This is a genomic window from Amycolatopsis sp. cg5 (assembly GCF_041346955.1).
GTDB lineage: Bacteria > Actinomycetota > Actinomycetes > Mycobacteriales > Pseudonocardiaceae > Amycolatopsis.
This window is the reverse complement of the sequence record NZ_CP166849.1, coordinates 6,092,220-6,116,183: the sequence shown is the minus strand read 5'-3', so window position 1 is coordinate 6,116,183 and position 23,964 is coordinate 6,092,220. Positions and strand designations below refer to the sequence as shown.

The window sequence follows — 23,964 nt, the reverse complement described above, 5'->3', positions numbered from 1 at the left end:
GCTCAGTTCACCCGTCCGCAGGTACCCGCGACACGACAGCGCCGAACCTACCGTGTTCCGTCCTACCGTTACGCTCTGGCGGTGTCGAAGTTTCCGACCATTCTCAAGAGGCTCGTCCTCGGTCGCCCGTTCCGCAGTGACAGGCTCGCCCACACGCTGCTCCCCAAGCGCATCGCGCTGCCCATTTTCGCCTCCGACGCGCTGTCCAGCGTCGCGTACGCGCCGGAAGAGATCTTCCTGACGCTGAGCGTCGCCGGGCTGTCCGCGTACTCGCTGGCGCCGTGGATCGGGGTGGCGGTCGCGCTGGTCATGCTGGTCGTGGTCGCGTCGTACCGGCAGAACGTGCACGCGTACCCGAGCGGCGGCGGTGACTACGAGGTCGCCAACACGAACCTCGGCGGCAAGTTCGGCCTGACGGTCGCGAGCGCGCTGCTGGTCGACTACGTGCTCACGGTCGCGGTGTCCACTTCGTCCGGTGTCGCGAACATCGGCTCCGCGGTGCCGTGGGTCGCCCAGAACAAGGTGCTGGCCGCGGTCATCATCGTCTCGGTGCTGACCGCGCTGAACCTGCGTGGCGTCCGCGAGTCGGGCAAGGCGTTCGCGATCCCGACGTACGGGTTCATCATCGGCATCTTCGTGATGGTGTTCTGGGGCCTGTTCCAGGCGCTCACCGGCGCCGACCTGCGCGCGGAGAGCGCGGGCTTCGACCTGCACGCCGAGGCGTCGTTCGCCGGGTTCGGCTTCGCGTTCCTGATCCTGCGCGCGTTCTCGTCCGGCGCCGCGGCGCTGACCGGGGTCGAGGCGATCAGCAACGGCGTGCCCGCGTTCCGCAAGCCCAAGTCGAAGAACGCGGCCACCACGCTGCTGATGATGGGCGCGCTCGCGGTCACCATGCTGGTCGGCATCATCGCGCTGGCGATCATCACGAACGTCAAGTTCGCGGAGAACCCGGAGAAGCAGCTCAGCGGCGCGCCGGCGGGCTACGAGCAGAAGACCATCGTCGCGCAGATCGCGCACGCGGTGTTCGCCGACTTCCCGGCGGGCTTCTACTACATCTCGCTCGTCACCGGCATCATCCTGCTGCTCGCGGCCAACACGGCGTTCAACGGCTTCCCGGTGCTCGGCTCGATCCTCGCGCAGGACCGCTACCTGCCGAGGCAGCTGCACACCCGAGGCGACCGGCTGGCGTTCTCCAACGGCATCCTGTTCCTCGCGGCCTTCGCGCTGGTGCTGATCATCGCGTTCGACGCCGAGGTCACCAAGCTGATCCAGCTCTACATCGTGGGCGTGTTCGTGTCGTTCACGGTCAGCCAGGCTGGCATGATCCGGCACTGGAACCGGTTGCTGGCGCAGGAGACCGACCCGGGTGTGCGGCGCCGGATGCGGCGTTCGCAGACGGTCAACGCGGTCGGCCTGAGCATGACCGCGACCGTGCTGGTGATCGTGCTGATCACCAAGTTCCTGCTCGGCGCCTGGATCGCGATCGCCGCCATGGTGGCGATCTACCTGCTGATGACCGCGATCCGCCGCCACTACGACCACGTCGCCGCCGAACTGCGCGAAATGGACAAGGAAGAGACGTCGGCCGTCGTGCTGCCCTCGCGCAACCACGCGATCGTGCTGGTGTCCAAACTGCACCTGCCGACCATGCGCGCGCTGGCGTACGCGAAGGCGATGCGCCCGGACGTGCTCGAAGCCGTCACGGTCAACGTCGACGACGCCGACACCCGCAAGATGGTCACCGACTGGGAGAAGCACAAGTTCAAGGTGCCGCTCAAGGTCATCGAGTCGCCGTACCGGGAAATCACCAAGCCGGTGCTCGACTACGTCAAGCGCATCCGCGGCGACAACCCGCGCAACGTGGTCACCGTGCTCATCCCCGAGTACGTCGTCGGCCATTGGTGGGAGCAGGTGCTGCACAACCAGAGCGCGCTGCGGCTCAAGGGCAGGCTGCTGTTCCAGCCGGGCGTCATGGTGACGAGCGTGCCGTGGCAGCTGCGTTCTTCGGAGAAGGCGCGTGACCGTGACCGCCGCGCCAGGCCGCTGGCGGGCGACGTCCGCCGCGGCTTCACGCCCGCGCCGGGCAAACCACCAGAGAAAGAAAGCTCCAAGTGACCAAAGAGGACTGGACGGGCCGCACCCTCGAACTCGAAGTGGGCGCGGTGGCACACGGCGGCCACTGCGTGTCCAGGTCGGACAACCGGGTGGTCTTCGTCCGCCACGCGCTGCCGGGCGAGCTCGTGCTCGCCGAGGTCACCGAGGACAACGGCGGCTCGTTCTGCCGCGCCGACGCGGTCCAGGTGCTGCGCCCGGCCGACGAGCGTGTCACACCCCCGTGCCCGCTCGCGGCTCCGGGGATGTGCGGTGGTTGCGACTGGCAGCACGCTTCGCCCAACTACCAGCTCGAACTGAAGTCGAAGGTCGTCGCCGAGCAACTCCAGCGCCTCGCCGGCATCGAGCGCGACGTCCGCGTCGAAGCGCTGCCCGGCGGTCCGCTCGGCTGGCGCAGCCGCGTCCGCCTGGTCGCCGGCCGCGACGGCCGCGCCGGATTGCGTGCCCACCACAGCCACGACGTCATCGCGCTGGACGACTGCCCGATCTCGATACCGGGCGCGCTCGACGACGCACTCGACCGCAAATGGCGCCCTGGCACGGAAATCGAGGTCACCCTCGACGGTTCGAGCCGCTCCCATCTGCGTGAGCTGACCAAGGTCAACGGGAAGACCAAGGGCAGGCAGCTGGTCGGCGGCGCGGCGTTCCAGCACGCCGCCGGGCGCGACTGGCGGCTCGACGCCCACGGTTTCTGGCAGGTCCACCCCGACGCGGCGGACACCTTCGCCTCCCTCGTCGGCGAGTGGGCCGAGGCGCCGCGCGGTGGCCGCGCGTGGGATTTGTACGCGGGCGTGGGACTTTTCGCCTCGGTGCTGGCTTCGCAGGTCGGCCCCGGTGGCGACGTGCTGGCGATCGAATCGGGCTACCAGGCCGTCGAGGACGGCCGGGCGAACCTGGCCGACCTGCCGCAGGTGCGCTGGGAATGCGGCCGCGTCGAGCGTCTGCTCGAAGCCGCCGCGAAGCCGGTCGACGTGGTCGTGCTCGACCCGCCGCGCAAGGGCGCGGGCAAGGCCGTCGTCGAGGCGATCGTGGCCGGGCAGCCGGACCGGATCGTCTACGTGGCTTGCGATCCCGCCGCTTTGGCGCGCGACGTGGCGACGTTCGCCGAGCACGGCTACGGGCTGACGGACCTGCGCGCGTTCGACGCCTTCCCGATGACCCACCACGTCGAGTGCGTCGCGTTGTTGTCGTGAGTGGTATGGCCGGTTAGAACCGGCCATACCACTCACGAGCTTTTCAGCGCGTTTTGCGGGCTACTCCGCCGATCGCGGTCCGCACGGTCGGGTCGAGGTCGTCCGGATGCCATTCGCCGACCGGGACCAGGCCGGGTTCGACCAGCTCGAAGTCGCCGAAGAACGTCCGCACCTCCTCGGTGCTGCGCAGGACGCCCGGCGTGCTGGAACGCTTGCTGACTTCCTTCAGCTGCGCCAGCTGGCTCTTCGTGTCGGTCTCGACTTCGGAGTCGGTCAGGTGCGAGATCACGTACAGCGACCCCACCGGCAGCAGGTCACGGTAGGCGCGGATCGCGTCGGCCACACCCGTCGAGTCCGGCACGAAGTGCAGGACGGCGACCGTGAGCATGCCGATCGGCTTGTCGGGGTCGAGCACACCGGTGTCGAAGGCCTCTTTCCACACCTGGCGGTGGTTGCAGAGGTCGGCGTGGATCACGGCGTGGCGGTCCGGGTCGCCCTCTTCTTCGAGCAGGATCCGCGCGTGCGCGACCGCCACCGGCTCGACGTCGACGTAGACACACCGGCTGTCCTGATCGAGCTCGTCGGCGATCTCGTGCACGTTGCCCATGGTCGGGATGCCGGAGCCGAGGTCGAGGAACTGGGTGACCCCGTTCTCGATACAGAACCGCACGGCACGGCCCAGGAACGCGCGATTCGCCCGCGTCGCCTGGCGTAGCTGGGGATACGCCTTGAGCGCCATCTCGCCGTACTCGCGATCGATGGCCCAGTTCGCCGTGCCGCCGAGCGCCCAGTCGTAGGCGCGCGCCGCGTTCGGCCGGTCGAGGTCGATGCCCGCCGGCGGGTGATCGGGTTTCATCCGTCTCCTCGGAAGTCGGTTCCGCCGGATGATACGCCCGGGTTCACGAGCTTTTCAGGCGTCTTCCTTGAGGAGGTCGGCGCATTTCTCGCCGATGGCCATGGTCGTGATGCACGGGTTGACCGCGACCAGGAACGGCATCGCCGAGCCGTCGGCGACCCGCAGGCCGTCGACACCGCGGACGCGCAGGCGGGCGTCGAGCACGGCCATCGGGTCGTCGTCACCGCCCATCTTCGCCGTGCACGACGGGTGGTAGACCGTGTTGTGGGTCTTGCGCAGGTAGTCGGCGATCTCGTCGTCGGACCGGGCGCCCGGGCCCGGCGCGAGTTCGGCGCCCGCCCACTCCGCGAGCGCGGGCTGTGAAGCGATCTTGCGGGCCAGGCGGATGCCGTAGGTCATGACGCGCATGTCGTGCGGGTCGCTGAAGTACCGGGGATCGACGCGGGGCTTGTCGCGGTAATCCCTGCTGCGCAAGCGAACCGTGCCCGTTGACCGGCTGCGCGTGACGTTCGGCGTCAGGCAGAAGCCGTTCTCGGTCGTGGGATAGCCGTGGCGCAGTGTGTTCATGTCGAACGGCACGGACCCGTAGTGGAACATCAGGTCGGGCCGGTCGAGGCCGTCCTCGGTCGTGGTGAAGATCCCGATTTCCCACCACTGCGTGGATTCGGTGACCATGGGCCGCTTGGCGTCCCATTGGATCACGCCCTCGGGGTGGTCCTGGAGGTTCGAGCCGACGCCGGGGGAGTCGACGAGCACGTCGACGCCGACCTCACGCAGATGCGACGCCGGGCCGATGCCGGAGAGCATGAGCAGCTTGGGCGTGTCGATCGCGCCCGAACTCAGGATGACCTCGCGCCGCGCGCGCAGCGGGACGCCGTGGATCAGGTCGTCGGCCAGGTATTCGGCGCCGGTGCAGCGTTTGCCGTCGAAGAGCAGCCGCCGGACGCGGGCGCCGGTGCGGACATCGAGGTTGGGGCGGTCCAGCGCCGGGTGCAGGTACGAGACCGAGGCCGACGACCGGGTGCCGTCCTCGCGGGCGTTGATCTGGAACCAGTTCGCGCCGTGGGTGACCGTCTTGCCGGAGTTGAACTCGGTCGTGGGGATGCCCGCCTGTGCGCAGGCTTCGAGCAGCGCGACGCCGGTCGGGTCGTGGGGTTTGACCGAGCGGATGGTCACCGGACCGGAGCGGCCGTGGTGATCGCCAGGGCCGTCATTGGTCTCGAGTCGCTTGTACAGCGGGAAAACGTCGGACGCGGACCAGCCTGGCAGGCCGAGCGAGGCCCACTCGTCCAGGTCCTCGGCGGGCGCCCAGAAGGCGATGCACGAGTTGTGCGACGAGCAGCCGCCGAGCACGCGGGCCCGCGCGTGCCGCAGGAACGAGTTGCCCGATTCCTGCGGCTCGACAAGGTAATCCCAGTCGTAGCCCGACTCCAGCAGCGCCATCCACTTGGTCAGCGAGAGCACCGCGTCATCGTCCACATCGGACGGTCCGGCCTCCAGCAGGCAGACCGTGACCGAGGGGTCCTCGGTCAGTCTCGCCGCGACCACCGAGCCCGCCGTGCCGCCGCCGACCACGATGTAGTCGTATTCGTCAGTCACCCAGAACCTCCTCGATCGCCGCGTGGTCGGCCAGCACCCCGGTCTTGTGCCGCAGCACGAACCAGTAGTACGCGAACCCGACCAGAGCCACGATGCCGACGAACAGCACCGCGCCCCATTCCAGATACCAGTGATACGGCGGCGTCGCGTTGTAGACGTCGCGCCGCGGCCAGGCCAGGTTCACCACGACCGCGCCGCCCCACAGCACGCCGATGATGTTGACCGGCAGGCCGAACTTGCCCAGGGAGAAGTACTTCTGACCGGGCTGCTCGGGCGGCGGCCACTCGCCGCGCAGCCGTTTGAGCAGCATCGGCACGGTCACCAGCAGGTACGCCAGGTAGATCATGATGATGCCGATGCTGGTGATCACCGTGAAGATCTGCGGCTGGTTGATGTTGACCACCAGGATCAGCAGCGCGAGCACGCCGGTGATCACCGCGGGCACCACCGGCGTCTTGGTCTTCGGCGAGACCCGCGCGAGCCTCGACCCGGCGGGCAGGTTGTTGTCGCGGGCCATCGCGAACATCATCCGGATCGCCGCCGACTGCACCGCCAGGTTGCACACGGTGATGGCGATGACCACGGCGATCAGGAAGATCTTGCCGACCGTGCTGCCCAGCACGTCCAGCACGATGAACTGCAGGCCGCCCGTGTCGATCTCGGGGTTGTCGATGTCGCCGACGGCCATCAGCGCGAACAGCAGGATGAGCCCGCCGATCACGAACGACGCGACGAGCGCCCGCATGATCGCCTTGGGCGCGTTCTTGCGCGGGTCGTGCGACTCCTCGCCGAGCGAACTCGCCGTGTCGAAGCCGTACATGACGTACGTGGAAGCCAGTGACGCCACCAAGAACGCCCCGAAGTAGCCCCACGGCTGCCCGGCGCCCTTGTCGTGGGTCTCCATCACCACGGACGGCCCGCGCGTGATGTTCACCGCCAGCGCGATGATCAGCAGCACCGCGGCGATCAGCTCGATGAACACGCCGACGCTGTTGAGCGTCGCCATCAGCTTGACGCCCCAGGCGTTCACGAGCGTGGTGAACAGGATCAGGATCCCGCCGAGGATGACCGCGTTGACCGCGGCGTCGTCGACGAACTGGAAGAACGAGGCGATCTGCGGCAGCGTGATCTGGTACGCCAGCGCCACGGCCGCGATCGTCACGATCGACGCGGTGAGCATCATCCAGCCCGCGAGCCACGCCACGTGCGGGTTGCCGAGCTTCTTCGACCAGTTGTAGATCGAACCGGCGACCGGGTAGTGCGCGGCCAGCTCGGCGAAGGACAGCGCGACCATCAGCTGGCCGACGAACACCAGCGGCCACGACCACCAGTAAGCCGGGCCACCGAACGAAAAACCGAAGTAGAAGAGCTGGAACGTGCCGGTCAGGATCGAGATGTAGCTGATGCCGGCGGCGAAGGTGTGGAAGTTGCCTAGCGTCCGTTCTAGTTCCTGTTTGTAACCGAACCCTGCGAGACCGTCATCCGTCGACATAACGTGTCCTTTCGCTAGGCGGGCTCCCCGGAGAACCACCGCTGCGGGGCGGGCTTGAGGTTCTGATAGATGTGCTTGATCTCCTGGTACTCCCCGAATCCGGTCGGGCCGAGCTCACGCCCGACGCCGGACTGCTTGAAGCCGCCCCATTCCGCCTGCGGCAGGTACGGGTGATAGTCGTTGATCCACACGGTTCCGTGCCGGAGCCTGCCCGCGACGCGTTGCGCGCGCGAGGCGTCGTTGGTGAAGACGCCGCCCGCGAGCCCGTAGTGGGTGTCGTTGGCGAGGCGGACTGCCTCGTCCTCGTCGGCGAAGGTCTCGATGGTCAGGACCGGGCCGAACGACTCCTCGGTGACGGCGAAGCCACCCGGTTTGACGTTGTCCAGCACGGTCGGCAGGTAGTAGTAGCCGTCCCGCAGCGCGGGATCGTCGGGCCGCTTGCCGCCGGTGAGGAGCTTCGCGCCTTCCTCGATCGTTTTGGCCACATAGGTTTCGACCTTGTCGCGGTGCGCGGCCGAGATGAGCGGGCCGGTCTCCGCGCGCTCGTCGAACGGGCCGCCGAGCCGGATGAGCTCGGCGCGGCGCACGACCTCGGCGACGAACTCGTCGTGCCACTCCTGCGCGACGATCAGCCGAGCGCCCGCCGAGCAGACCTGGCCGGAGTGGAGGAACACCGCGGTGAGCGCGTAGTCGACGGCGGTGTCGAAGTCGGCGTCGGCGAAGACCACGTTGGGGTTCTTGCCGCCGAGTTCCAGCGCGACCTTCTTGACGGTCGCGGCCGCCGCCGCGGCGATGATCCTGCCGGTCGCCAGCCCGCCGGTGAACGACACCAGGTCGACGTCCGGATGCTCGGACAGCGGCGCGCCCGCGCTCGGCCCGGCGCCCAGCACGAGGTTGGCGACGCCGTCGGGCAGCCCGGCCTCGGCCAGCAGCTTCATGAACATGATCGCGGTGTGCGGGGTCAGCTCACTGGGCTTGAGAACGAAGGTGTTCCCGGCCGCCAGCGCCGGTGCGATCTTCCACACGGTCTGCAGCAGCGGGTAATTCCATGGGGTGATGAGGCCGCAGACGCCGATCGGCTCGTACACGATCCGGCTGAACGAATCCGCGCTGCCCGTGTCCACGATCCGCCCGGCGTCCTGGCCGGCGAGCTTGCCGAAGTAGCGGAGGCAGGCCGCGATGTCGGCCATGTCGTACTCGCTCTCGACGAGCCGCTTACCCGTATCGAGTGACTCGGCGCGGGCGAAGGCCGCGGCGTCGCGGTCGAGCAGGTCCGCGGTCCTCAGCAGGAGGTTCCCCCGTTCGGCGGCGGGGGTGGACGGCCATGTGCCGGTGTCGTAGGCCACTCTGGCGGCGGTGATGGCCGCCACGGTGTCTTCGGGCACCGCCTCGGCGACCGTCGCGACCAGGGAGTTGTCCGCTGGACAGCGAATCTCCCTCGTGCCGCCGGCCACCGAGTCGACCCAACGGCCGCCAATGAAGAAATCCGCCATCAAGCCACTCCAAGGGCTCATCCGTCTACGCCGAAGGTGTGATTATCGCGGTCACAGTCGAACACCGCCACTCGTCGATAGACTGTGCGGACTAACAGGTGAGAGGTGGGGTGTGACGATGCTGGAGTCCGTCAACGGACCGGCTGACTTGAAGCGGATGGATCACGAGCAGCTCGGCGGTCTGGCCGCGGAGATCCGTGACTTCCTCGTCGAGAAGGTCCGCCTGGCAGGCGGCCACCTCGGCCCGAACCTCGGTGTCGTCGAACTGACGCTGGCGCTGCACCGCGTCTTCGACTCACCGCGTGACGCGATCGTGTGGGACGTCGGCCACCAGGCCTACGTGCACAAGATCGTCACCGGGCGGCAGGCCGGGTTCGACAAGCTGCGGCAGGTCGGCGGGGTCACCGGCTACCCGGCGCGCGACGAGAGCGAGCACGACCTCGTCGAGAACAGCCACGCCTCGACCGCGCTGTCGTACGTGGACGGCCTCGCGAAGGCGTTCAAGCTGGCCGGTGAGCGACGCCACGCGATCGCCGTCGTCGGTGACGGCGCGCTCACCGGCGGTATGTGCTGGGAGGCGCTCAACAACATCGCGGCCGACCGCTCGCGCCCGGTCATCATCGTGGTCAACGACAACGGCCGCTCGTACTCGCCGACCATCGGCGGCTTCGCGGAGAACCTCGCGTCGCTGCGGCTCAAGCCAGGCTACGAGCGCTTCCTCGACATGGGCCGCTCGATGCTGCAGCGCGTCCCGGTCGTCGGCAAGCCGATCTACGCGGCGCTGCACGCGGCCAAGGCGGGCCTGAAGGACGCCGTGCTGCACCAGCCGATGTTCTCCGATCTCGGCATCAAGTACGTCGGCCCGGTCGACGGGCACGACCTCGTCGCGCTGGAGAAGGCCTTCCAGCACGCCAAGACCTTCGGTGGCACGGTCATCGTGCACGTCGCGACGGAGAAGGGGCACGGCTACGAGCCCGCCGTCTCCGACGAGCACGACCAGATGCACCAGACCGACGCGATCGACCCCGAGACCGGCCTGCCCCCGGTCAAGGGCCCGAGCTGGACCGGCGTCTTCGCCGACGAGATGGTCAAGATCGGCCACGACCGCGACGACGTGGTGGCCATCACCGCCGCCATGCTCCGCTCGACCGGCCTGCACAAGTTCGCCGAGGCCTTCCCCGACCGCTGGTACGACGTCGGCATCGCCGAGCAGCACGCGGTCACCTCCGCGGCGGGTCTCGCGATGGGCGGCCTGCACCCGGTCGTCGCGATCTACTCGACGTTCCTCAACCGCGCGTTCGACCAGCTGCTGATGGACGTCGCGCTGCACAAGCAGCCCGTCACGCTGATCCTCGACCGCGCGGGCATCACCGGCCCCGACGGCAAGAGCCACCACGGCATGTGGGACCTCTCGCTGCTCGGCATGGTCCCCGGCATGCACGTCGCCGCGCCCCGTGACGCCCTTACCCTGCGCGAAGAACTGCGCGAGGCGGTGTCCATTTCGGACGGTCCCAGCGCGCTGCGCTTCTCGCGCGGCGGTGTCGTCGACTCGGTGCCCGCGGTCGAGCGGGTCGGCGTCGTGGACGTACTGCGCCGCCCGGCGGCGTCGGCCGAGGCCGATGTCCTGCTGGTCGCGGTCGGCGCGTTCGCGAAGCTCGGCCTCGCCGCGGCGGACCGCCTGGCGGACCAGGGCATCGGCGTGACGGTCGTCGACCCGCGCTGGGTGCTGCCGGTGCCCGGCGAGCTGGTCGCGCTGGCGTCGCAGCACAAGCTCGTGGTGACCGTGGAGGACAGCGGCCGCCACGGCGGCTTCGGCTCGGCACTCTCGGCGGTCTTCCGCGACGCCGAGTGCGACGTGCCGCTGCGCGACCTCGCGGTGCCGCAGGAGTTCCACGAGCACGCCTCGCGCGACGAGGTGCTCACCCGCCTCGGCCTGACCGCGCAGGACGTCGCGCGCCGCGTGACCGAGTGGACGGCCAACCTCGCCCCCACGCCCGCCAAGAGCGAGGAGCCCGTCGCCTCCCAGGAGTAGCGGGTCGTGAGTGGTACCGCCGGTTATTTGAGCGGAAACCCCAAGGGTGGCGTGTCGGTCGCGGTCGCGGGCTCGCCGGGCACCAAGTCAGGGTGCGAGCGGGGTGTGAGTGGTGACTCTGCTGCATCTAGCGGAGCAGAGTTACCACTCGCGGATAGTCGAGGGCTGTGGTGTGCGGGATAAAGCCCGCTTTACTCCGCGAGGGTCGTGAGTGTTGCGGGTGCGAGGGCTGAAGCGAGGGGAAACCCTGCTGCACCCAACGAAGCAGGGGCTCCCCTCGCACCCCCGGCCCGACCCGGCGCCTTCGCGACCACACGAACGGACGTGTCCGAACACCAACACGCCACAGTTGCCCTTCCCCTCGTTAGAACCGGCCATACCACTCACGACTCAGCTGGTGACCGAGGGCGAGAAGGCTTGGGAGACCAGCAGACGCGGCGTTCCCGAGCCGTCCGCCGCGCTCGCCCAGATGTCGCTCACGCCACCCGGCCGGCGGGGAAGCGAGTAGGCGATCGTCTGGTCGTCGAGCCAGACGGCTTGGTCGTCCACGCTGCGCGTCTCCGCGAGCGGGGTCTCCTTCATCGTCGTCAGGTCGAGCACGTGCTCACGCCACGGGCCCGGCTCGACCCGCTTCTTGAACGCGATCTTGGTGCCGTCGGGGGACAGCGACGGGCATTCGACGTTCTCGCGGAGTGACTCGACGCGCCAGGCCTCGTTGTCGCCCTTGACCAGATAGGTCTTTCCGCCCGACCCGACCGTGGCGTAGAAGGTCCGGTTGTCGGACGCGAACGTGACACCCCAGTAGTTGACGTCCTGGGCGAGATGCTGCGTGCCGTCGATGAACAGCAGGATGCCTTCGATGTTGGCCGACAGCTCGTCCTTCTCGCGGTCCATGATGGCGGTGCGCGTCGAGAAACTGCCGGGCTGCGCGTACGAGTCGCCCGCGGCGAACGTCGTCCAGCTGGCCATGCGGCCGTCGGGGGAGAGCTTGGCGCGGTTGGGCACGCCCGCGACGTCGACCCGTTTGACCTCCGCGAGCGCACCGTCCACAAAGGAGGCGACCGAGCCCTTGATCGCGCCGGGATCGTTCGCCAGGCACAGACCGCGGGCCTTGGTGACGTAGAAGCGTTCGCAGGCGAGGCCGCTGACCCGGCGTGCGCCGCCGGGGTCGCCGACGGCGACCGAGGCGACCTTGCCGTGGTCCGGTCCCGGCGCGTCGTTGCGGAACACCAGCCTGCCCGGCTCGGTCAGCACGGCGGGCTGCCCGCGGTCGACGAGCACCGAGGCGTCGGCTTCCTGCTGACCGGGGTTGTTGGCCTTCGCCTGCACCACGTAGAACACCGAGGCCGCGATCAAGACGGCCGAGCCCGCGACGGCGATCGCGGTCTTCGCTCGGAGGTTCACCTGACTCCTTCCACACTGAAAAACCGGGTCCGGTGCCACCGCCGGCAAAAGGGAGCGGCACCGGACCACGGCGTCATCGGCAGGTGTACGGACCCGCCTTGTCGAGCAGCTGGCCATCGAGGCCGATGACCTCCCAGGAATACGACTTCCCGTTGAGGACCAGCTTGAGGATTCCGTGCTTGCCGAAGATCTTCTCGACGCCGGTACGCGCCTTGAAGTCCATGTAGAGGCCGTCGCCGCCGATGCCGGCGATGACCGAGCGCACGCCGTTGGCGGTGTCGACCTTGCCGGAGGTGTTCAGTGGCTGCGTCCGCTCGTAGTGGTGGTCATGCCCGGAGAAGACCACGTCGGCCTTGGCCTTCGCCATCTCGTTCCACAGCGAGGAGACGCCCTTCTGGTCGCCGTCCGCGCCGGAGTTGAAGCGCGGGTGGTGCCAGAGCCCGACGACGCAGGCCTTCTTGTTCTTCTCGAGGTCCTTGCGGATCCAGGTGATCTGCTCGGAGCCGCCACCTTCGTAGACGGGATTCGAGTCGGCCGCGACGAAGTGGAAGTCACCGATGTCGTAGCTGTAGTACGGCTTGCCCTGCGGGTAGGCGATCGCGCCGAAGTACTTCTTGTACCCGGCGAGCTTGTTGTTCCACTCGTGGTTGCCGGTGATCGGCTTGGTGATGCTCTTGAACTTGCCCCAGCTCTTGTCGTAGAAGTTCTGGAACTCCTCGAAAGTGCCGTTGTCGTACTGGTTGTCGCCGAGGGTGATCACGTACTGCGGGTTGATCTTGGTGACCAGATCGGCGGTCTGCTGGTGGGTCGACGGCAGCTCCGGCTTGGCGATGTCACCGGCCACGGCGATCACCGTGCCGGTGTCGGCCGACGGCTGGGTCTTCGCGACGAGCGCGGGGCTCTGCGCGGACAGGTTGCCCGCCGCGTCCCGTGCCCGCACCTCGTAGTTGAAGTCCCAGCCCGCCGCGAGCGAGGTGTCGGTGTAACTCGGCGTCGTGGACGTGCCGATGAGGTTCCCGCCGCGCAGGATCTCGTAGCCGGTGACGCCGACGTTGTCCGTCGACGCGTCCCAGGACAGGTCGATGGTGTTCGGGGTTGCCGAAGCCTGCTTCAGCCCGGCGGGCACCGACGGCGGGTCGATGTCGCCGGAGCCGGTGCGGACGCCGTAGACCTCGACCTCGTAGATCGAGTAGCCGTACGGGAGCGCGCGTTTGGTGCCGTAGACCCGGATGTGGCGTGCGGTCAGGTCGAGCCCGGTGAACTCGTCGACGTAGCCGTCGCCGTTCGTGATCGACTTGACGTCACGCCAGGTCTTGCCGTCGTCGGAGGCCTGCACCTTGTAGGCGATGGCGTAGGACGACTCCCAGGCGATCTTGACCCTGGAGATCTTCGCCGGGCCGCCGAGGTCGACCGAGAGCCACTGCGGATCCTTGCCCTCGACGCTCGCCCATCGGGTGGTGAAGTCACCGTCGACGGCGAGTTTGCCCGCCACACCGGTGTTCTCGTCGGACGAGGTGGTGACGGTCTTGCCCAAGGAGAGCAGTGAGTCCGTCGCCGCTCCGGCGCCCGCCGCGATCAGCGGCTGCGCCAGCAACGCGATCGCGGCCAACGCGACCACACTGGTGTTGATTCTTCGCTTCATTCTCGCCTCTCGGCTCATCAGGGTCGGACGATCACTCGGTCAGCCGATCCGGACCCGGCCGCCGCCCTGTTCGTCATCGGTTCCGTACAGCACCCGGCCACAGGAGTCGGTGAGGCAGGTCAGCGCCTCGATCTTGTGGCCGGGGTAATCGCCGATCTTCACCGGTGTGGCGGTGAGGGTGATCGACCCGTCGGCGCGCAGGGTGCCCGCGGCGTAGACGGCTGAGTCGAACGGGCCCGCGTCACCGGGATCCGACGCGGCCGTGATCAGCACGCGGTTGTCCTTGGTGATCTCCAGGTCCGAGGCGTGGCGGACGTCCTTGGCCGGGTAGGAAACCCGGAACGGCAACGACTTCACCGCGCCGAACGTCAGCTTCGCCACGTCGAACGCGGCGGAGTAGAGCGTCGCGGGCCTGGCGTCCTGGCCACGATCGGCCCACACCGCGAACAGCCTGCCGTCCACCTTCTTCAGCGCGAAGCTCTCGTAGTTGTCGGCGGCGTCGCCCTTCGGCACGGTGAACGTGCCGAGCACGGTCAGGCACAGGCCGCTGACCCTGATGTGGAAGCCCTTGCCCGCACTGGCCAGCGCGATGTACTCCCCGGGGCGCCCCGGCACCGGCTCGACCGACTCCAGGTCGACCGGCAGCTCGCCAGGCCACTCGAGCGGCTCGGCACCGGTCACCTTCCCGCCCTTCAGCCGCACCCGTAGCGCCCGGTTCTCGCCCGGCTTCTTGTTGTCGCGAACGACGAGCGCGTCGATCCGGCCGGCGTGCCTGCTCAGCACCGCGATCCCGCTGACGCCCGCCGTCATGCCCTCACCGATGGACTGCCAGCCGTCGTCGGCCTGTGCGGTGGCCGGGAAGGCGACGGCGGCGAGGGTGAGCGCCGAGATGACTCCGAGGTTCGCGATTTTCATAAAGGGAAAATAGGCAGTAATCGCGAAACGATCAATGAGTCAATTGTGCATGAATAGGCGGAATGGTCCGAGCGTGGGCATGGTAAGTCACCGCGGTCCGGAAATCCGGCTCCGAGGTGGCATTCCATCAAATTGTGCAAACGTCAGCAGGACTCCTTCGGGCCGGCGGGGGACTCGCGAACCACGACAAACGGCATGTTTGGCAAGTTTCCTTACGAAGTGGACTGTAACTTCGTGAACCGGTGCCGGCAAGCCATTGCAGAATGTTCGGCAGCCCCCGCCGGGCCGGTCAGGCGAAATTCGTCATCACATGCTTGACGCGGGTGTATTCGTTAAACGCGTAACCCGACAGATCCTTTCCGTGCCCCGAGTGCCCGAAACCGCCGTGGGGCATTTCCGAGACCAGCGGGCCGTGCGTGTTGATCCAGACGCAGCCGAAGTCCAGCTCGCCGGACACGCGCACCGCCCGCGAGTGGTCGTTCGTCCAGATCGACGACGCGAGCCCGTACGGGACGCCGTTCGCCAGCGTGACGGCCTCGTCCTCGGAGCCGAACTTCTGCACGGTGATGACCGGGCCGAAGATCTCCTCCTGGACGATCTCGTCGTCCTGCGCCAGCCCCGAGATCACCGTGGGGGCGTAGTAGAACCCGTCCGCACCGTGCCGCGACCCGCCGGTGTGGACCCGCGCGTGCGCGGGCACCCGCGCGACGAGCCCGGACACGCGCTCGAACTGCGGCGCGCTGTTGAGCGGCCCGTAGTCCTCGCCGGGCGTCTGGGCGGCGGCGGTCTTGGTCAGCGCGTCGACGAACGCGTCGTGGATCGACTCGTGCACCAGCACCCGGCTGCCCGCCGTGCAGTCCTGGCCGGCGTTGTAGAACGCGGCGCCGACGATGCCCTCGGCGGCCGCGGCCACGTCGACGTCGTCGAAGACCAGCAGCGGCGCGTTGCCGCCGAGTTCCAGGTGCGTGCGCTTGAGATCGGCCGCCGCGACCGTCGCGACGTCGATGCCGGCGCGGGTGGAGCCGGTGATCGACACCAGCTCGGTGATCGGGTGCTTGACCAGCGCGCGGCCGGTGTCGCGGTCGCCGCAGAGCACGTTGAACGCGCCGGACGGCAGGAATTCGGCCGCCACCTTGGCCAGCAGCACGGCCGTGCTCGGCGTCGTCTCGGCGGGCTTCAGCACGACGGTGTTGCCCGCCGCCAGCGCGGGCGCGATCTTCCAGACACCCATCATCAGCGGGTAGTTCCACGGCGCGATCTGCGCGCAGACGCCGATCGGCTCGCGCCGGATGACCGACGACAGGCCTGGCGAGTACTCACCGGCGGCGGTGCCTTCGAGGTGCCGTGCCGCGCCCGCGAAGAACCGCAGCGCGCTCACGCATTCCGGGATCTCCTCCTCGAGCACGACCTGGCGGATCTTGCCGGTCTCGCGGACTTCGGCGTCCGCGAACTCGCCGGCGCGGGCTTCCAGCGCGTCGGCGATCTTCAGCAGTGCCAGCTGACGCTGCGCGGGCGTGCTCTTGCGCCATACCTTGAACGCGCGCTCGGCCGCGGCCAGCGCGGCGTCCACATCGGACTGTTCCGACAGGACGCTGGTGTCGAACACCTTGCCGGTCGTGGGGTCCACCAGCTCCAGCGTGCGGTCACCCGCCGCCGGTGCTTCCTTGCCGTCCACGAAGTTCAGAACAGTCATCACTTCTCCAAGTGGGTCGCGGCGAACATCTTCAGCAGCGCGGGCAGCACGACGACGTTCGGGCCAGGCGTGCGCAGCGCCTTGCCGAGGTCGGTGCCGATCGTGTCCACAGTGGACATCGTGGCGGGCACCCCGAACGACTGGGCCAGCGCGACGAAGTCCGGCCGCGCCAGCTCGGTCGCGGTGGACTGGCCGAACGCGCCGGTCAGGTACTCGCGCAGGATGCCGTAGCCGCCGTCGTCGACGATCAGCCAGGTGACGTCCAGCTCGTGCTGCACGGCCGTCGCGAGCTCCGCGACGCTGTACATCGCGCCGCCGTCGCCGGACACGGCGAGCGCCGGGCCACCCGTGGCCGCCGCGCCGCCGAGCGCGCCGGGCAGGCCGTAGCCGAGCCCGCCCGCGCCCTGCGAGGTGTGGATCGGCGCGTTGTCGGAGTTCCAGGCCGACCAGGCCCAGTAGGCGGCGATCGTCATGTCCCAGAAGGTCTGCGTGCCTTCGGGAACGGCCGCGCGGATGTCGTCGATGAGCTTGCGTTCGACGTCGAGCGGCTGAGTGTCCAACCGGGACTTGACCTTGGCGAGCACCTCGGCGACCGCGGCCTCGGCGCGGCCGTCCGACTCGCGCATCGGCACCCATTCCAGCAGCGCTTCGAGCGTCAGCTTGATGTCGGCGTGGATACCGAGGCCGGGGTAGTTCGACTCCAGCTTGTAGAGATCGGCGTCGACCTGGATCATCCTGCCGCGCGGCGCGAACTCGCGGTAGTTGCTCGACACCTCGCCGAGCCCGGAACCCAGTACCAGCAACACATCCGCGTCCTGCAGGAACTCGGTGCTGTGCCAGTCCTCCATCCACGACTGCGCGGACAGCGGGTGATCCCAGCCGAAGACGCCCTTGCCGCCGAACGTCGAGAACACCGGCGCGCGCAAGGCCTCCGCCACTGCCTTCAACTCGGCCTGCGCGCCGGAACGCGACGCGCCACCACCCGCGAGGATCACCGGATTCTTGGCCGCACCAAGGAGTTTCGCTGCTTCCGCGACCAGCTCCGGCAGCGGAGCGAGCGGCTTCGGCGCGACGGTGACCGACGTGATCCGCGGCAAAGTCGTCGCCTGCAACAGCACGTCCTGCGGAATCTCGACCCACGCCGGCCCGTACGGCACGGTCGCGGCGGACTCCCAGGCTTCGCGCAGCGCGGTCGGGATCTGGCTCACGGTGCGCACCACGTGCACCGACTTCACCACGTCACGGAAACTCGCCGCCTGGTCAGGCAGTTCGTGCAGGTAGCCGTGCCGCCCGCCACCGAGCCCGGCGACCGGGACCTGGCTCGAAATACCGAGCACGGGCACCGACGCCTCGTGCGATTCCTGCAGCGAGGCCAAGGTCAGCAGCGCGCCGGGACCGGTCGACACGATCATCGGCGTGACCGGGGCCGGTCCGCCGGGATCGGCCGCCAGCAGCGCGCGGGCGTGCCCGTCGGCCGCGAACGCCAGGTTGTTCTCCACCCGCGAGCTGATCACCCGCAGGTCGGGCGCCCGGCGCAGCGCTTCGAACAGGCCGAGCGCGTGCTGGCCAGGCAGGCCGAACACGGTCTCGGCGCCGAGCGCGCGCAGTGTCTCGACGACCACGTCGCCGCCGATGCGTTCCTGATCAGACATTCACTTCCCCAAGCTCAGCAGGCTCACCAGGTCGTACGCCACGTGTGAAGCCGCGATGGCGGTGATCTCGGCATGATCGTAAGCGGGCGCGAGCTCGACGACGTCGCCGCCGATGAGGTTCAGATCGCGCAGCCCGCGCAGGATCTCCAGCAGCTCACGGCTGGTCATGCCGCCCGCCTCCGGCGTGCCGGTGCCGGGCGCGTGCGCCGGGTCGAGCACGTCGATGTCGATCGAGATGTAGAGCGGGCGGTCGCCGATGCGCTGGCGCAGCGCGTCGACCGTCTCGTCGATCCCGCGCTTGAGCACGTCGCCCGAGGTGACGATGCCGAAGCCGAGACGGCGGTCCTCTTCGAGGTCGCGCTTGCCGTAGAGCGGGCCGCGCGTGCCGACGTGCGAGAGCGCCTCGGTGTCGAGGATGCCCTCCTCCGACGCGCGCCGGAACGGGGTGCCGTGCGTGTACGGCGCGCCGAAGTAGGTGTCCCAGGTGTCGAGGTGCGCGTCGAAGTGCAGCATCGCGACCGGCCCGTGCAGCTTCGCCGCGGCCCTGAGCAGCGGCAGCGCGATCGTGTGGTCACCGCCGATGGTGACCAGCCTGGTGCCGTCGGCCGTCATCCGCTCGGCCGTGTCCTGGATGGTCTCGATCGCCTCGCCGATGTTGAACGGGTTGACCGCGATGTCACCGGCGTCCACCACCTGCTTCTCGGCGAACGGCGAGACGTCGAGGCCGGGGTGGTACGGCCGGAGCAGGCGGCTCGCCTCGCGCACCGCGGCGGGGCCGAACCGCGCGCCGGGCCGGTACGAGACACCCGAGTCGAACGGGATCCCGACCACGGCCACGTCCGCGCGCTCGACCTCGTCGATGCGGGGCAGGCGGGCGAAGGTGGCGAACCCGGCGAACCGGGGCACCTTCGACGAGTCAACGGGGCCGATCGGGGTCTGGTCGGTCACTTCGCGAGCTCCTGCTTCTGGTTGACGGGTTCTTCTTCGACGGCCTCGTCGCCGTTCAGGCGGCGGGTCCACACACTCAGGATGGCCTCCGGCGTCCGCGGCGTCAGCAGACTGACCAGGACATAAGTCACCAGGCTCGCGCCGAGTCCCCAGTAGATGGGGCTGTTGGCGTCGACGCCGTCGATGACCATGAACGCGACCACGGCCACGGTCCCGGCGATCATCGAGACCAGCGCGCCCTCGCGGGTGCCGCGCTTCCAGAACAGCGCGCCGACGATCGCGACCAGCAGCCCGCCGACCAGGATGTCGTAGGCGATGGTCAGCGCGTCGATCACGCTGGTCACCACCATGGCGATGCCGATCGCGACCAGGCCGAGCACCAGCGTGGTCATCCGGTTCTTGTGGACGTCGTCGTCCCCGGCCGTCTTGCCACGGAACTTGGCGAGCAGGTCGGCGGTGCTCACGGTCGAGCAGGCGATCAGCGCGCCGCTGGCGGTCGACATCATCGCGGACAGCGCGGCGGCCAGCACCAGGCCGCGCACGCCGGTCGGCAGCAGGTCCTCGACGATCGTCGCGAACGCCTCGTCCTTGCTGGCGAGGTTCGGGTAGAGCGACTTCGCGGCGGTGCCGATCAGCGCCCCGGAGACGGCGTAGACCAGGCAGTACGTGCCGGAGATGAGGCCGCCGCCGGTGGCGATCTTCGGCGTGCGCGCGGTGAACACGCGCTGCCAGATGTCCTGGCCGATCAGCAGCCCGAAGCCGTAGACGAGCAGCAGCGTGACGATCGTTTCGCCGCCGATCGCGGTGAACTCGAAGTAGCTGGCGTCGAGACGGGCGCGCATGCCGTCGAAGCCGCCAGCCTTGCTCAGCGCGACCGGCAGCAGGATGAACAGGATGCCGATCGTCTTGATCACGAACTGCGCGATGTCGGTCAGCGTGATCGACCACATGCCGCCGAGCACCGAGTAGAGCACCACGATCCCGCCGCCGATGCCGATGCCGACCGCGGACGGGACGTCGAACATCACCTTGACCACGGTCGAGAACGCCAGCGTCGAGGTGACGGTCAGCATCAGCGTGTACGCCCACATGACCACGCCGGAGATGGCGCTGGTCGAGCCGCCGTAGCGCAGGTCGAGCATCTCGCCGACGGTGTACACGCGCAGTTTCACCAGCCGCCGCGCGAACACCGCGTGCAGCACGATGATGCCGATCCCGATCGAGAGCACCAGCCAGGCGCCCGAGATGCCGAACTTGTAGCCGAGCCCGATCCCGCCGATGGTCGACGCGCCGCCGAGCACGACGGCCGACATGGTGCCGGAGTACATGAACCAGCCGAGCCTGCGGCCCGCGACGAGGTAGTCGGACTTGGTCTTGGCGAGCTTGAGTCCCCACCAGCCGATCCCGATCATGCCAGCCACGTAGAGCGCGATCACCGCGTAATCACCGGCCACGGTGTTCTCCTCACTGCTCGGTCCTGCTTGTCCGGGTCACCGTAGGGGCGGCGTCACCATGAGCGACATGGGACGTTTCATCCTCAGTGACGTATCTTTGAGTCGAAATGACCACGAACCCGGATGCGATCGCCTCAGCCGTAAATGTCCCGTTACGGGCGGTCGCCGGCAACTTGGACCTCGGCCTCCGCTTCGTCACCGAGAGCCTCCGCCCTGGCGCGCTGGACCTGCCGGTCCGCTGGGCGCACGTGAGCGAGATGCGGGAGCCGGGGCCGTACCTGCTGGGCGACGAACTGCTGCTGTCGGCGGGCGTGAACCTGTCGTCCTCGGCCGGCGAAGTCGATCTCTACGTGCGCGGGCTGAGCGCGAGCGGCATCACCGCGCTCGGCTTCGGCCTGACCCCCGAGCTGTTCCCGGCGCTGCCGGACCGGCTGCGCCGATCGTGTGTCCGCCACGGCCTGCCACTGCTCGTCGTCCCGCCCCGCACCCCGTTCCTGGCGATCAGCCGCGCGGTCGCCGACGCCTTGAGCGAGGCATCCCACCGCGAGCAACGCCGCGTGGCCGACGCCAGGGAGGCATTGACCCGCGCCGCCGGCGACGGTTTGGGCGAGTTGGCGACGACATTGGCCACCCGCATGGACGCTTGGGTCGCTCTCGTCGACACCTCCGGCGAGTTCGCGGCCGACCGCGGCGCACCCCGCCCGCTGCCCGCCGAAGTGGGCGAGCTGGTGACGACCCTGCGCGCCGGGTCGGGCATCCGCATCGCGACGACCGAGCTGCCGGACGGGACCTTCGTCGTCGCGCAGCCCGTCTACCCGCAGGCGACGGCGTCGCATCTGCTGGTGACCGGTCGGGCTCGGCGTTTCGACCGCACGGACCGCACGATCCTCGCGGTCGGCGCCGCGTTGCTCGGGCTGGCTGGGCGGACGGGCTCGGACGCTGCTTCTCTGGGCGCGGTCGCGACGGCTTTGCTGCTCGGCCGGGCTGTCGGACTGGGTGAATCCCGGCTCGTGCGCGGGGTTCCGTTCCGGCGAGGGCCGGACGAGGTCGCGTCCCGCTACGACTGGCTGCGTGCGCGTCTCGACACGCCCCTGGTCGAGGTGACGGCCGACGGTTTCGTCGCGATCGCTTCGGCCGTGCCGGACTTGGACGATCTCCGCGCGCATGGCTGGCTGGCGGTGGTCGGGGCTTCGGTGCCTGCTTCGGGTTTGCCAGATGCTTTGGCGGAGTCTGAAGCCTTGTTAGACCGTGCGCGGGCTTTGCAACGCCCGGTCGTGGCGGACGCGACCGGGTTGGCCTCGCTGGTCACGCCCGCGGCGGCCAGTGGCTTCGCGGCCGCTTTGCTGGCGCCTTTGCGCGCGCTGGACGAGTCACGGGACAGCGAGCTGGTCGAGACGCTGCGGACTTGGCTGGCTCATCACGGCGGGTGGGACCGGACGGCGGTGGCACTGGGCGTGCACCGGAACAGCGTGCGGCACCGGATCGGGCAGATCGAGCGGGCCCTTTCCGTCGACCTCGCCGACCCCGAGACCCGGATGGAGCTGTGGTTCGCCCTGAAATGGGGGTCGTGAGCGTTCCGGCCGGTTCTAACCGGTCTAAACACTCACGAGCCCACTCGCCCGGGTGTCAAGTCCTTAAAGGTCACTCTCAGGAAACTATGGCAACGTAGTGGCGTGCGGATTCTGGTAGTTGAAGACGAAGAGCCCTTGGCCGACGCGATCGCCCGCGGGCTGCGTCGTGAGGGCATGGCCGTGGACATCGCGCTCAACGGCGACGACGGTCATGAGAAGGCGGCCATCACGCGCTACGACGTGGTGCTGCTGGACCGGGACCTGCCCGGCATGTCCGGCGATGAGCTGTGCCGCGAGATCGTGAGCTCGGGTGAGCTGACGCGGGTGCTGATGCTGACCGCGAGCGGGTCCGTCTCCGACCGGGTCGAGGGGCTTTCACTCGGCGCCGACGACTACCTGGCCAAGCCGTTCGCGTTTCCCGAGCTGGTCGCGCGGGTGCGCGCGCTCGGGCGGCGCGCCACGCCCGCCGCGCCGCCGCTGCTGACCGCCGGTGACGTCGAGCTCGACCCGGCGAAGCGGACCGTGCGGCGCAGCACCGGGCCGGTCGATCTGACCCGCAAGGAGTTCGGCGTGCTCGAGGTGCTGCTGTCGGCGGCCGGGTCGGTCGTCTCCAGCGAGGAGCTGCTCGAACGGGTGTGGGACGAGAACGCCGATCCGTTCACCACGACCGTGCGCGTGACCGTGATGACCTTGCGCAAGAAGCTCGGCGAACCCGGGATCATCGAAACCGTCGTGGGGTCGGGCTACCGGGTGCCCGTGACGGGTACAACTGCGGGGTGAAACTGATCCCGGTGCGGGGCCTGCGAGCCCGCATCACGCTGCTGGCCACCGGCCTCGCCGCCGTCGCCAGCCTCGGCCTGCTCTGGCTGGCCTGGAAACTCGTCGGCGACGCCGTGGCCGCCGTCCCGCAGATGCCGCCGGGCACCGCGGTCCGGGTCGACGGCGTCGACGTCGACGCGTCCGCGCTCGCCGACCATCTGCGCCGGCACGCGCGCGCGAACGTGCTGGTCTTCGGCTCGATCGCGTTCGTGTTCGTGGTGTCCGCGACCGGGATTCTCGCCTGGACGTTCACCTCGCGCGTGCTCCGCCCGCTGCGCGACATCACCGGCACCGCGCGGCGGCTGCAGGTCGAGTCGATGGGGGAGCGCATCGGCTCGCGCGAGTCACGGGGCGAGCTCGCCGAGCTCGCGCACACCTTCGACGACATGCTCGACCGGCTGCAGTCCGCGTTCGACGCGCAGCGCCGCTTCGTCGCCAACGCCAGCCACGAGCTGCGCACCCCGCTCGCGGTCATCCGCACCGAGCTCGACGTGACACTGGCCGACGACGCCGCCGACGAGGCCGAGCTGCGCCGGATGGCGGGCGTGGTCAGGGCGGCGACCGAGCGCGCCGGTCAGCTGGTCAACTCGCTGCTCCTGCTGGCCCGCACCGACGGCGCGGGCCTGGTGGTCCGCGAGCCGGTCGACCTCGCCGCCGTGGCCGGAAGTGCTTGGCGCGCGGTCGAACGCGAGGCCGAGCACCGGCACATCCGCGCCGAGTTCAGCACCCCGCCCGCCGGCGTCTTCGGCGATCCCGCGCTGCTCGAACGCGTCGCCGGGAACCTGCTGGAGAACGCGGTGCGGCACAACGTCGAAGGCGGCTGGCTGGATGTCACGGTGCTGCCGAGTCCACAATGGTCGGTCCTGCAGGTGCGCTCGTCCGGCGGGCTCGTCGATCCCGCGATGGTGGAGGAGCTCTTCGAGCCGTTCCGCCGCGCGGGCGTCGCCCGGACCGCGCGCAACGGCGCCGGGCTCGGCCTGTCGATCGTCCGCGCCGCCGTGCAGGCGCACGGCGGCGCGGTGACGGCCGAACCCGTCGTCGGCGGCGGCCTCTCGGTGACGGTCCGCCTGCCGGCCCTGCGCCAGTGAG

17 protein-coding genes are annotated in these 23,964 nt (G+C 69.1%); 6 read left to right on the top strand and 11 right to left on the bottom strand.

What is annotated here, in order from left to right:
- Positions 1-81 precede the first annotated feature (81 nt).
- Together AB5J62_RS27155 and AB5J62_RS27150 are read left to right on the top strand one after the other, a co-directional pair.
- Positions 82-2,115 (top strand): APC family permease, encoded by a 2,034-nt coding sequence (locus tag AB5J62_RS27155; RefSeq protein WP_370942753.1) that lies wholly within the window; start codon positions 82-84, stop codon positions 2,113-2,115.
- On the top strand, positions 2,112-3,305 hold the full coding sequence (locus AB5J62_RS27150) for a class I SAM-dependent RNA methyltransferase (protein ID WP_370942752.1): 1,194 nt from the start codon (positions 2,112-2,114) through the stop codon (positions 3,303-3,305). Before AB5J62_RS27155 ends, AB5J62_RS27150 begins: the two co-directional genes overlap by 4 nt.
- Before the next feature lie 43 nt (positions 3,306-3,348).
- On the opposite strand, the gene AB5J62_RS27145 is transcribed toward AB5J62_RS27150, so the two are convergent.
- Genes AB5J62_RS27145 through AB5J62_RS27130 form a run of 4 tightly spaced genes read right to left on the bottom strand, consistent with a single transcriptional unit; the run spans position 3,349 to position 8,745 of the window.
- Positions 3,349-4,161 carry an SAM-dependent methyltransferase gene (locus AB5J62_RS27145; RefSeq protein WP_370942751.1) on the bottom strand — a complete coding sequence of 271 codons (813 nt, stop codon included), beginning with the start codon at positions 4,159-4,161 and terminating at the stop codon, positions 3,349-3,351.
- A gap of 54 nt (positions 4,162-4,215) precedes the next feature.
- Positions 4,216-5,760, bottom strand: coding sequence for a GMC family oxidoreductase (locus tag AB5J62_RS27140; protein WP_370942750.1), 1,545 nt, complete (start codon positions 5,758-5,760; stop codon positions 4,216-4,218).
- Positions 5,753-7,252 carry an APC family permease gene (locus tag AB5J62_RS27135; protein ID WP_370942749.1) on the bottom strand — a complete coding sequence of 500 codons (1,500 nt, stop codon included), beginning with the start codon at positions 7,250-7,252 and terminating at the stop codon, positions 5,753-5,755. Before AB5J62_RS27135 ends, AB5J62_RS27140 begins: the two co-directional genes overlap by 8 nt.
- A 14-nt stretch (positions 7,253-7,266) precedes the next feature.
- Complete coding sequence (locus AB5J62_RS27130) at positions 7,267-8,745, bottom strand: aldehyde dehydrogenase family protein (RefSeq protein ID WP_370942748.1); 1,479 nt, start codon at positions 8,743-8,745, stop codon at positions 7,267-7,269.
- Positions 8,746-8,857: 112 nt separating this feature from the next.
- Between AB5J62_RS27130 and dxs the strand changes: the two genes are divergently transcribed.
- Positions 8,858-10,777 (top strand): 1-deoxy-D-xylulose-5-phosphate synthase, encoded by a 1,920-nt coding sequence (gene dxs / locus AB5J62_RS27125; RefSeq protein WP_370942747.1) that lies wholly within the window; start codon positions 8,858-8,860, stop codon positions 10,775-10,777.
- Between the two features lie 390 nt (positions 10,778-11,167).
- On the opposite strand, the gene AB5J62_RS27120 is transcribed toward dxs, so the two are convergent.
- The 7 genes from AB5J62_RS27120 to AB5J62_RS27090 form a co-directional block, all read right to left on the bottom strand.
- The gene (locus tag AB5J62_RS27120; protein WP_370942746.1) at positions 11,168-12,181 is read right to left on the bottom strand and encodes a TolB family protein; all 1,014 of its coding nucleotides are present in this window, start codon (positions 12,179-12,181) and stop codon (positions 11,168-11,170) included.
- Positions 12,182-12,254: 73 nt separating this feature from the next.
- Positions 12,255-13,823: a discoidin domain-containing protein gene (locus AB5J62_RS27115; RefSeq protein ID WP_370942745.1), complete on the bottom strand. Its 1,569-nt coding sequence runs from the start codon at positions 13,821-13,823 to the stop codon at positions 12,255-12,257.
- Positions 13,824-13,862: 39 nt separating this feature from the next.
- On the bottom strand, positions 13,863-14,738 hold the full coding sequence (locus AB5J62_RS27110) for a hypothetical protein (protein ID WP_370942744.1): 876 nt from the start codon (positions 14,736-14,738) through the stop codon (positions 13,863-13,865).
- Between the two features lie 289 nt (positions 14,739-15,027).
- Positions 15,028-16,434, bottom strand: coding sequence for an aminobutyraldehyde dehydrogenase (locus tag AB5J62_RS27105; protein ID WP_370942743.1), 1,407 nt, complete (start codon positions 16,432-16,434; stop codon positions 15,028-15,030).
- Entirely contained in the window at positions 16,431-18,083 is a 1,653-nt protein-coding gene (locus AB5J62_RS27100; RefSeq protein ID WP_370942742.1) for a thiamine pyrophosphate-binding protein, read from the bottom strand. Before AB5J62_RS27100 ends, AB5J62_RS27105 begins: the two co-directional genes overlap by 4 nt.
- Positions 18,084-19,031 carry an agmatinase gene (speB, locus tag AB5J62_RS27095; protein WP_176968778.1) on the bottom strand — a complete coding sequence of 316 codons (948 nt, stop codon included), beginning with the start codon at positions 19,029-19,031 and terminating at the stop codon, positions 18,084-18,086.
- Positions 19,028-20,485 carry a sodium:solute symporter gene (locus tag AB5J62_RS27090; protein ID WP_370942741.1) on the bottom strand — a complete coding sequence of 486 codons (1,458 nt, stop codon included), beginning with the start codon at positions 20,483-20,485 and terminating at the stop codon, positions 19,028-19,030. The genes speB and AB5J62_RS27090 overlap by 4 nt, the downstream gene beginning before the upstream one ends.
- 107 nt (positions 20,486-20,592) lie before the next feature.
- Here AB5J62_RS27090 and AB5J62_RS27085 point away from each other — a divergent pair, with 107 nt between their 5' ends.
- The 3 genes from AB5J62_RS27085 (at position 20,593) to AB5J62_RS27075 (ending at position 23,963) form a co-directional block, all read left to right on the top strand.
- Entirely contained in the window at positions 20,593-22,056 is a 1,464-nt protein-coding gene (locus AB5J62_RS27085) for a PucR family transcriptional regulator (protein WP_370942740.1), read from the top strand.
- 102 nt (positions 22,057-22,158) lie between these two features.
- On the top strand, positions 22,159-22,836 hold the full coding sequence (locus AB5J62_RS27080) for a response regulator transcription factor (RefSeq protein WP_370942739.1): 678 nt from the start codon (positions 22,159-22,161) through the stop codon (positions 22,834-22,836).
- Positions 22,833-23,963 carry a sensor histidine kinase gene (locus tag AB5J62_RS27075; RefSeq protein ID WP_370942738.1) on the top strand — a complete coding sequence of 377 codons (1,131 nt, stop codon included), beginning with the start codon at positions 22,833-22,835 and terminating at the stop codon, positions 23,961-23,963. The genes AB5J62_RS27080 and AB5J62_RS27075 overlap by 4 nt, the downstream gene beginning before the upstream one ends.
- Position 23,964: the final 1 nt, after the last annotated feature.

What these genes read in the sequence shown, in the direction of transcription:
- AB5J62_RS27145 (WP_370942751.1), bottom strand. Translation starts at nt 4,161, where the DNA reads ATGAAACCCGATCACCCGCCGGCGGGCATCGACCTCGACCGGCCGAAC.
- AB5J62_RS27135 (WP_370942749.1), bottom strand. Translation starts at nt 7,252, where the DNA reads ATGTCGACGGATGACGGTCTCGCAGGGTTCGGTTACAAACAGGAACTA.
- AB5J62_RS27130 (WP_370942748.1), bottom strand. Translation starts at nt 8,745, where the DNA reads ATGGCGGATTTCTTCATTGGCGGCCGTTGGGTCGACTCGGTGGCCGGC.
- AB5J62_RS27115 (WP_370942745.1), bottom strand. Translation starts at nt 13,823, where the DNA reads ATGAAGCGAAGAATCAACACCAGTGTGGTCGCGTTGGCCGCGATCGCG.
- AB5J62_RS27110 (WP_370942744.1), bottom strand. Translation starts at nt 14,738, where the DNA reads ATGAAAATCGCGAACCTCGGAGTCATCTCGGCGCTCACCCTCGCCGCC.
- AB5J62_RS27100 (WP_370942742.1), bottom strand. Translation starts at nt 18,083, where the DNA reads ATGTCTGATCAGGAACGCATCGGCGGCGACGTGGTCGTCGAGACACTG.
- AB5J62_RS27085 (WP_370942740.1), top strand. Translation starts at nt 20,593, where the DNA reads ATGACCACGAACCCGGATGCGATCGCCTCAGCCGTAAATGTCCCGTTA.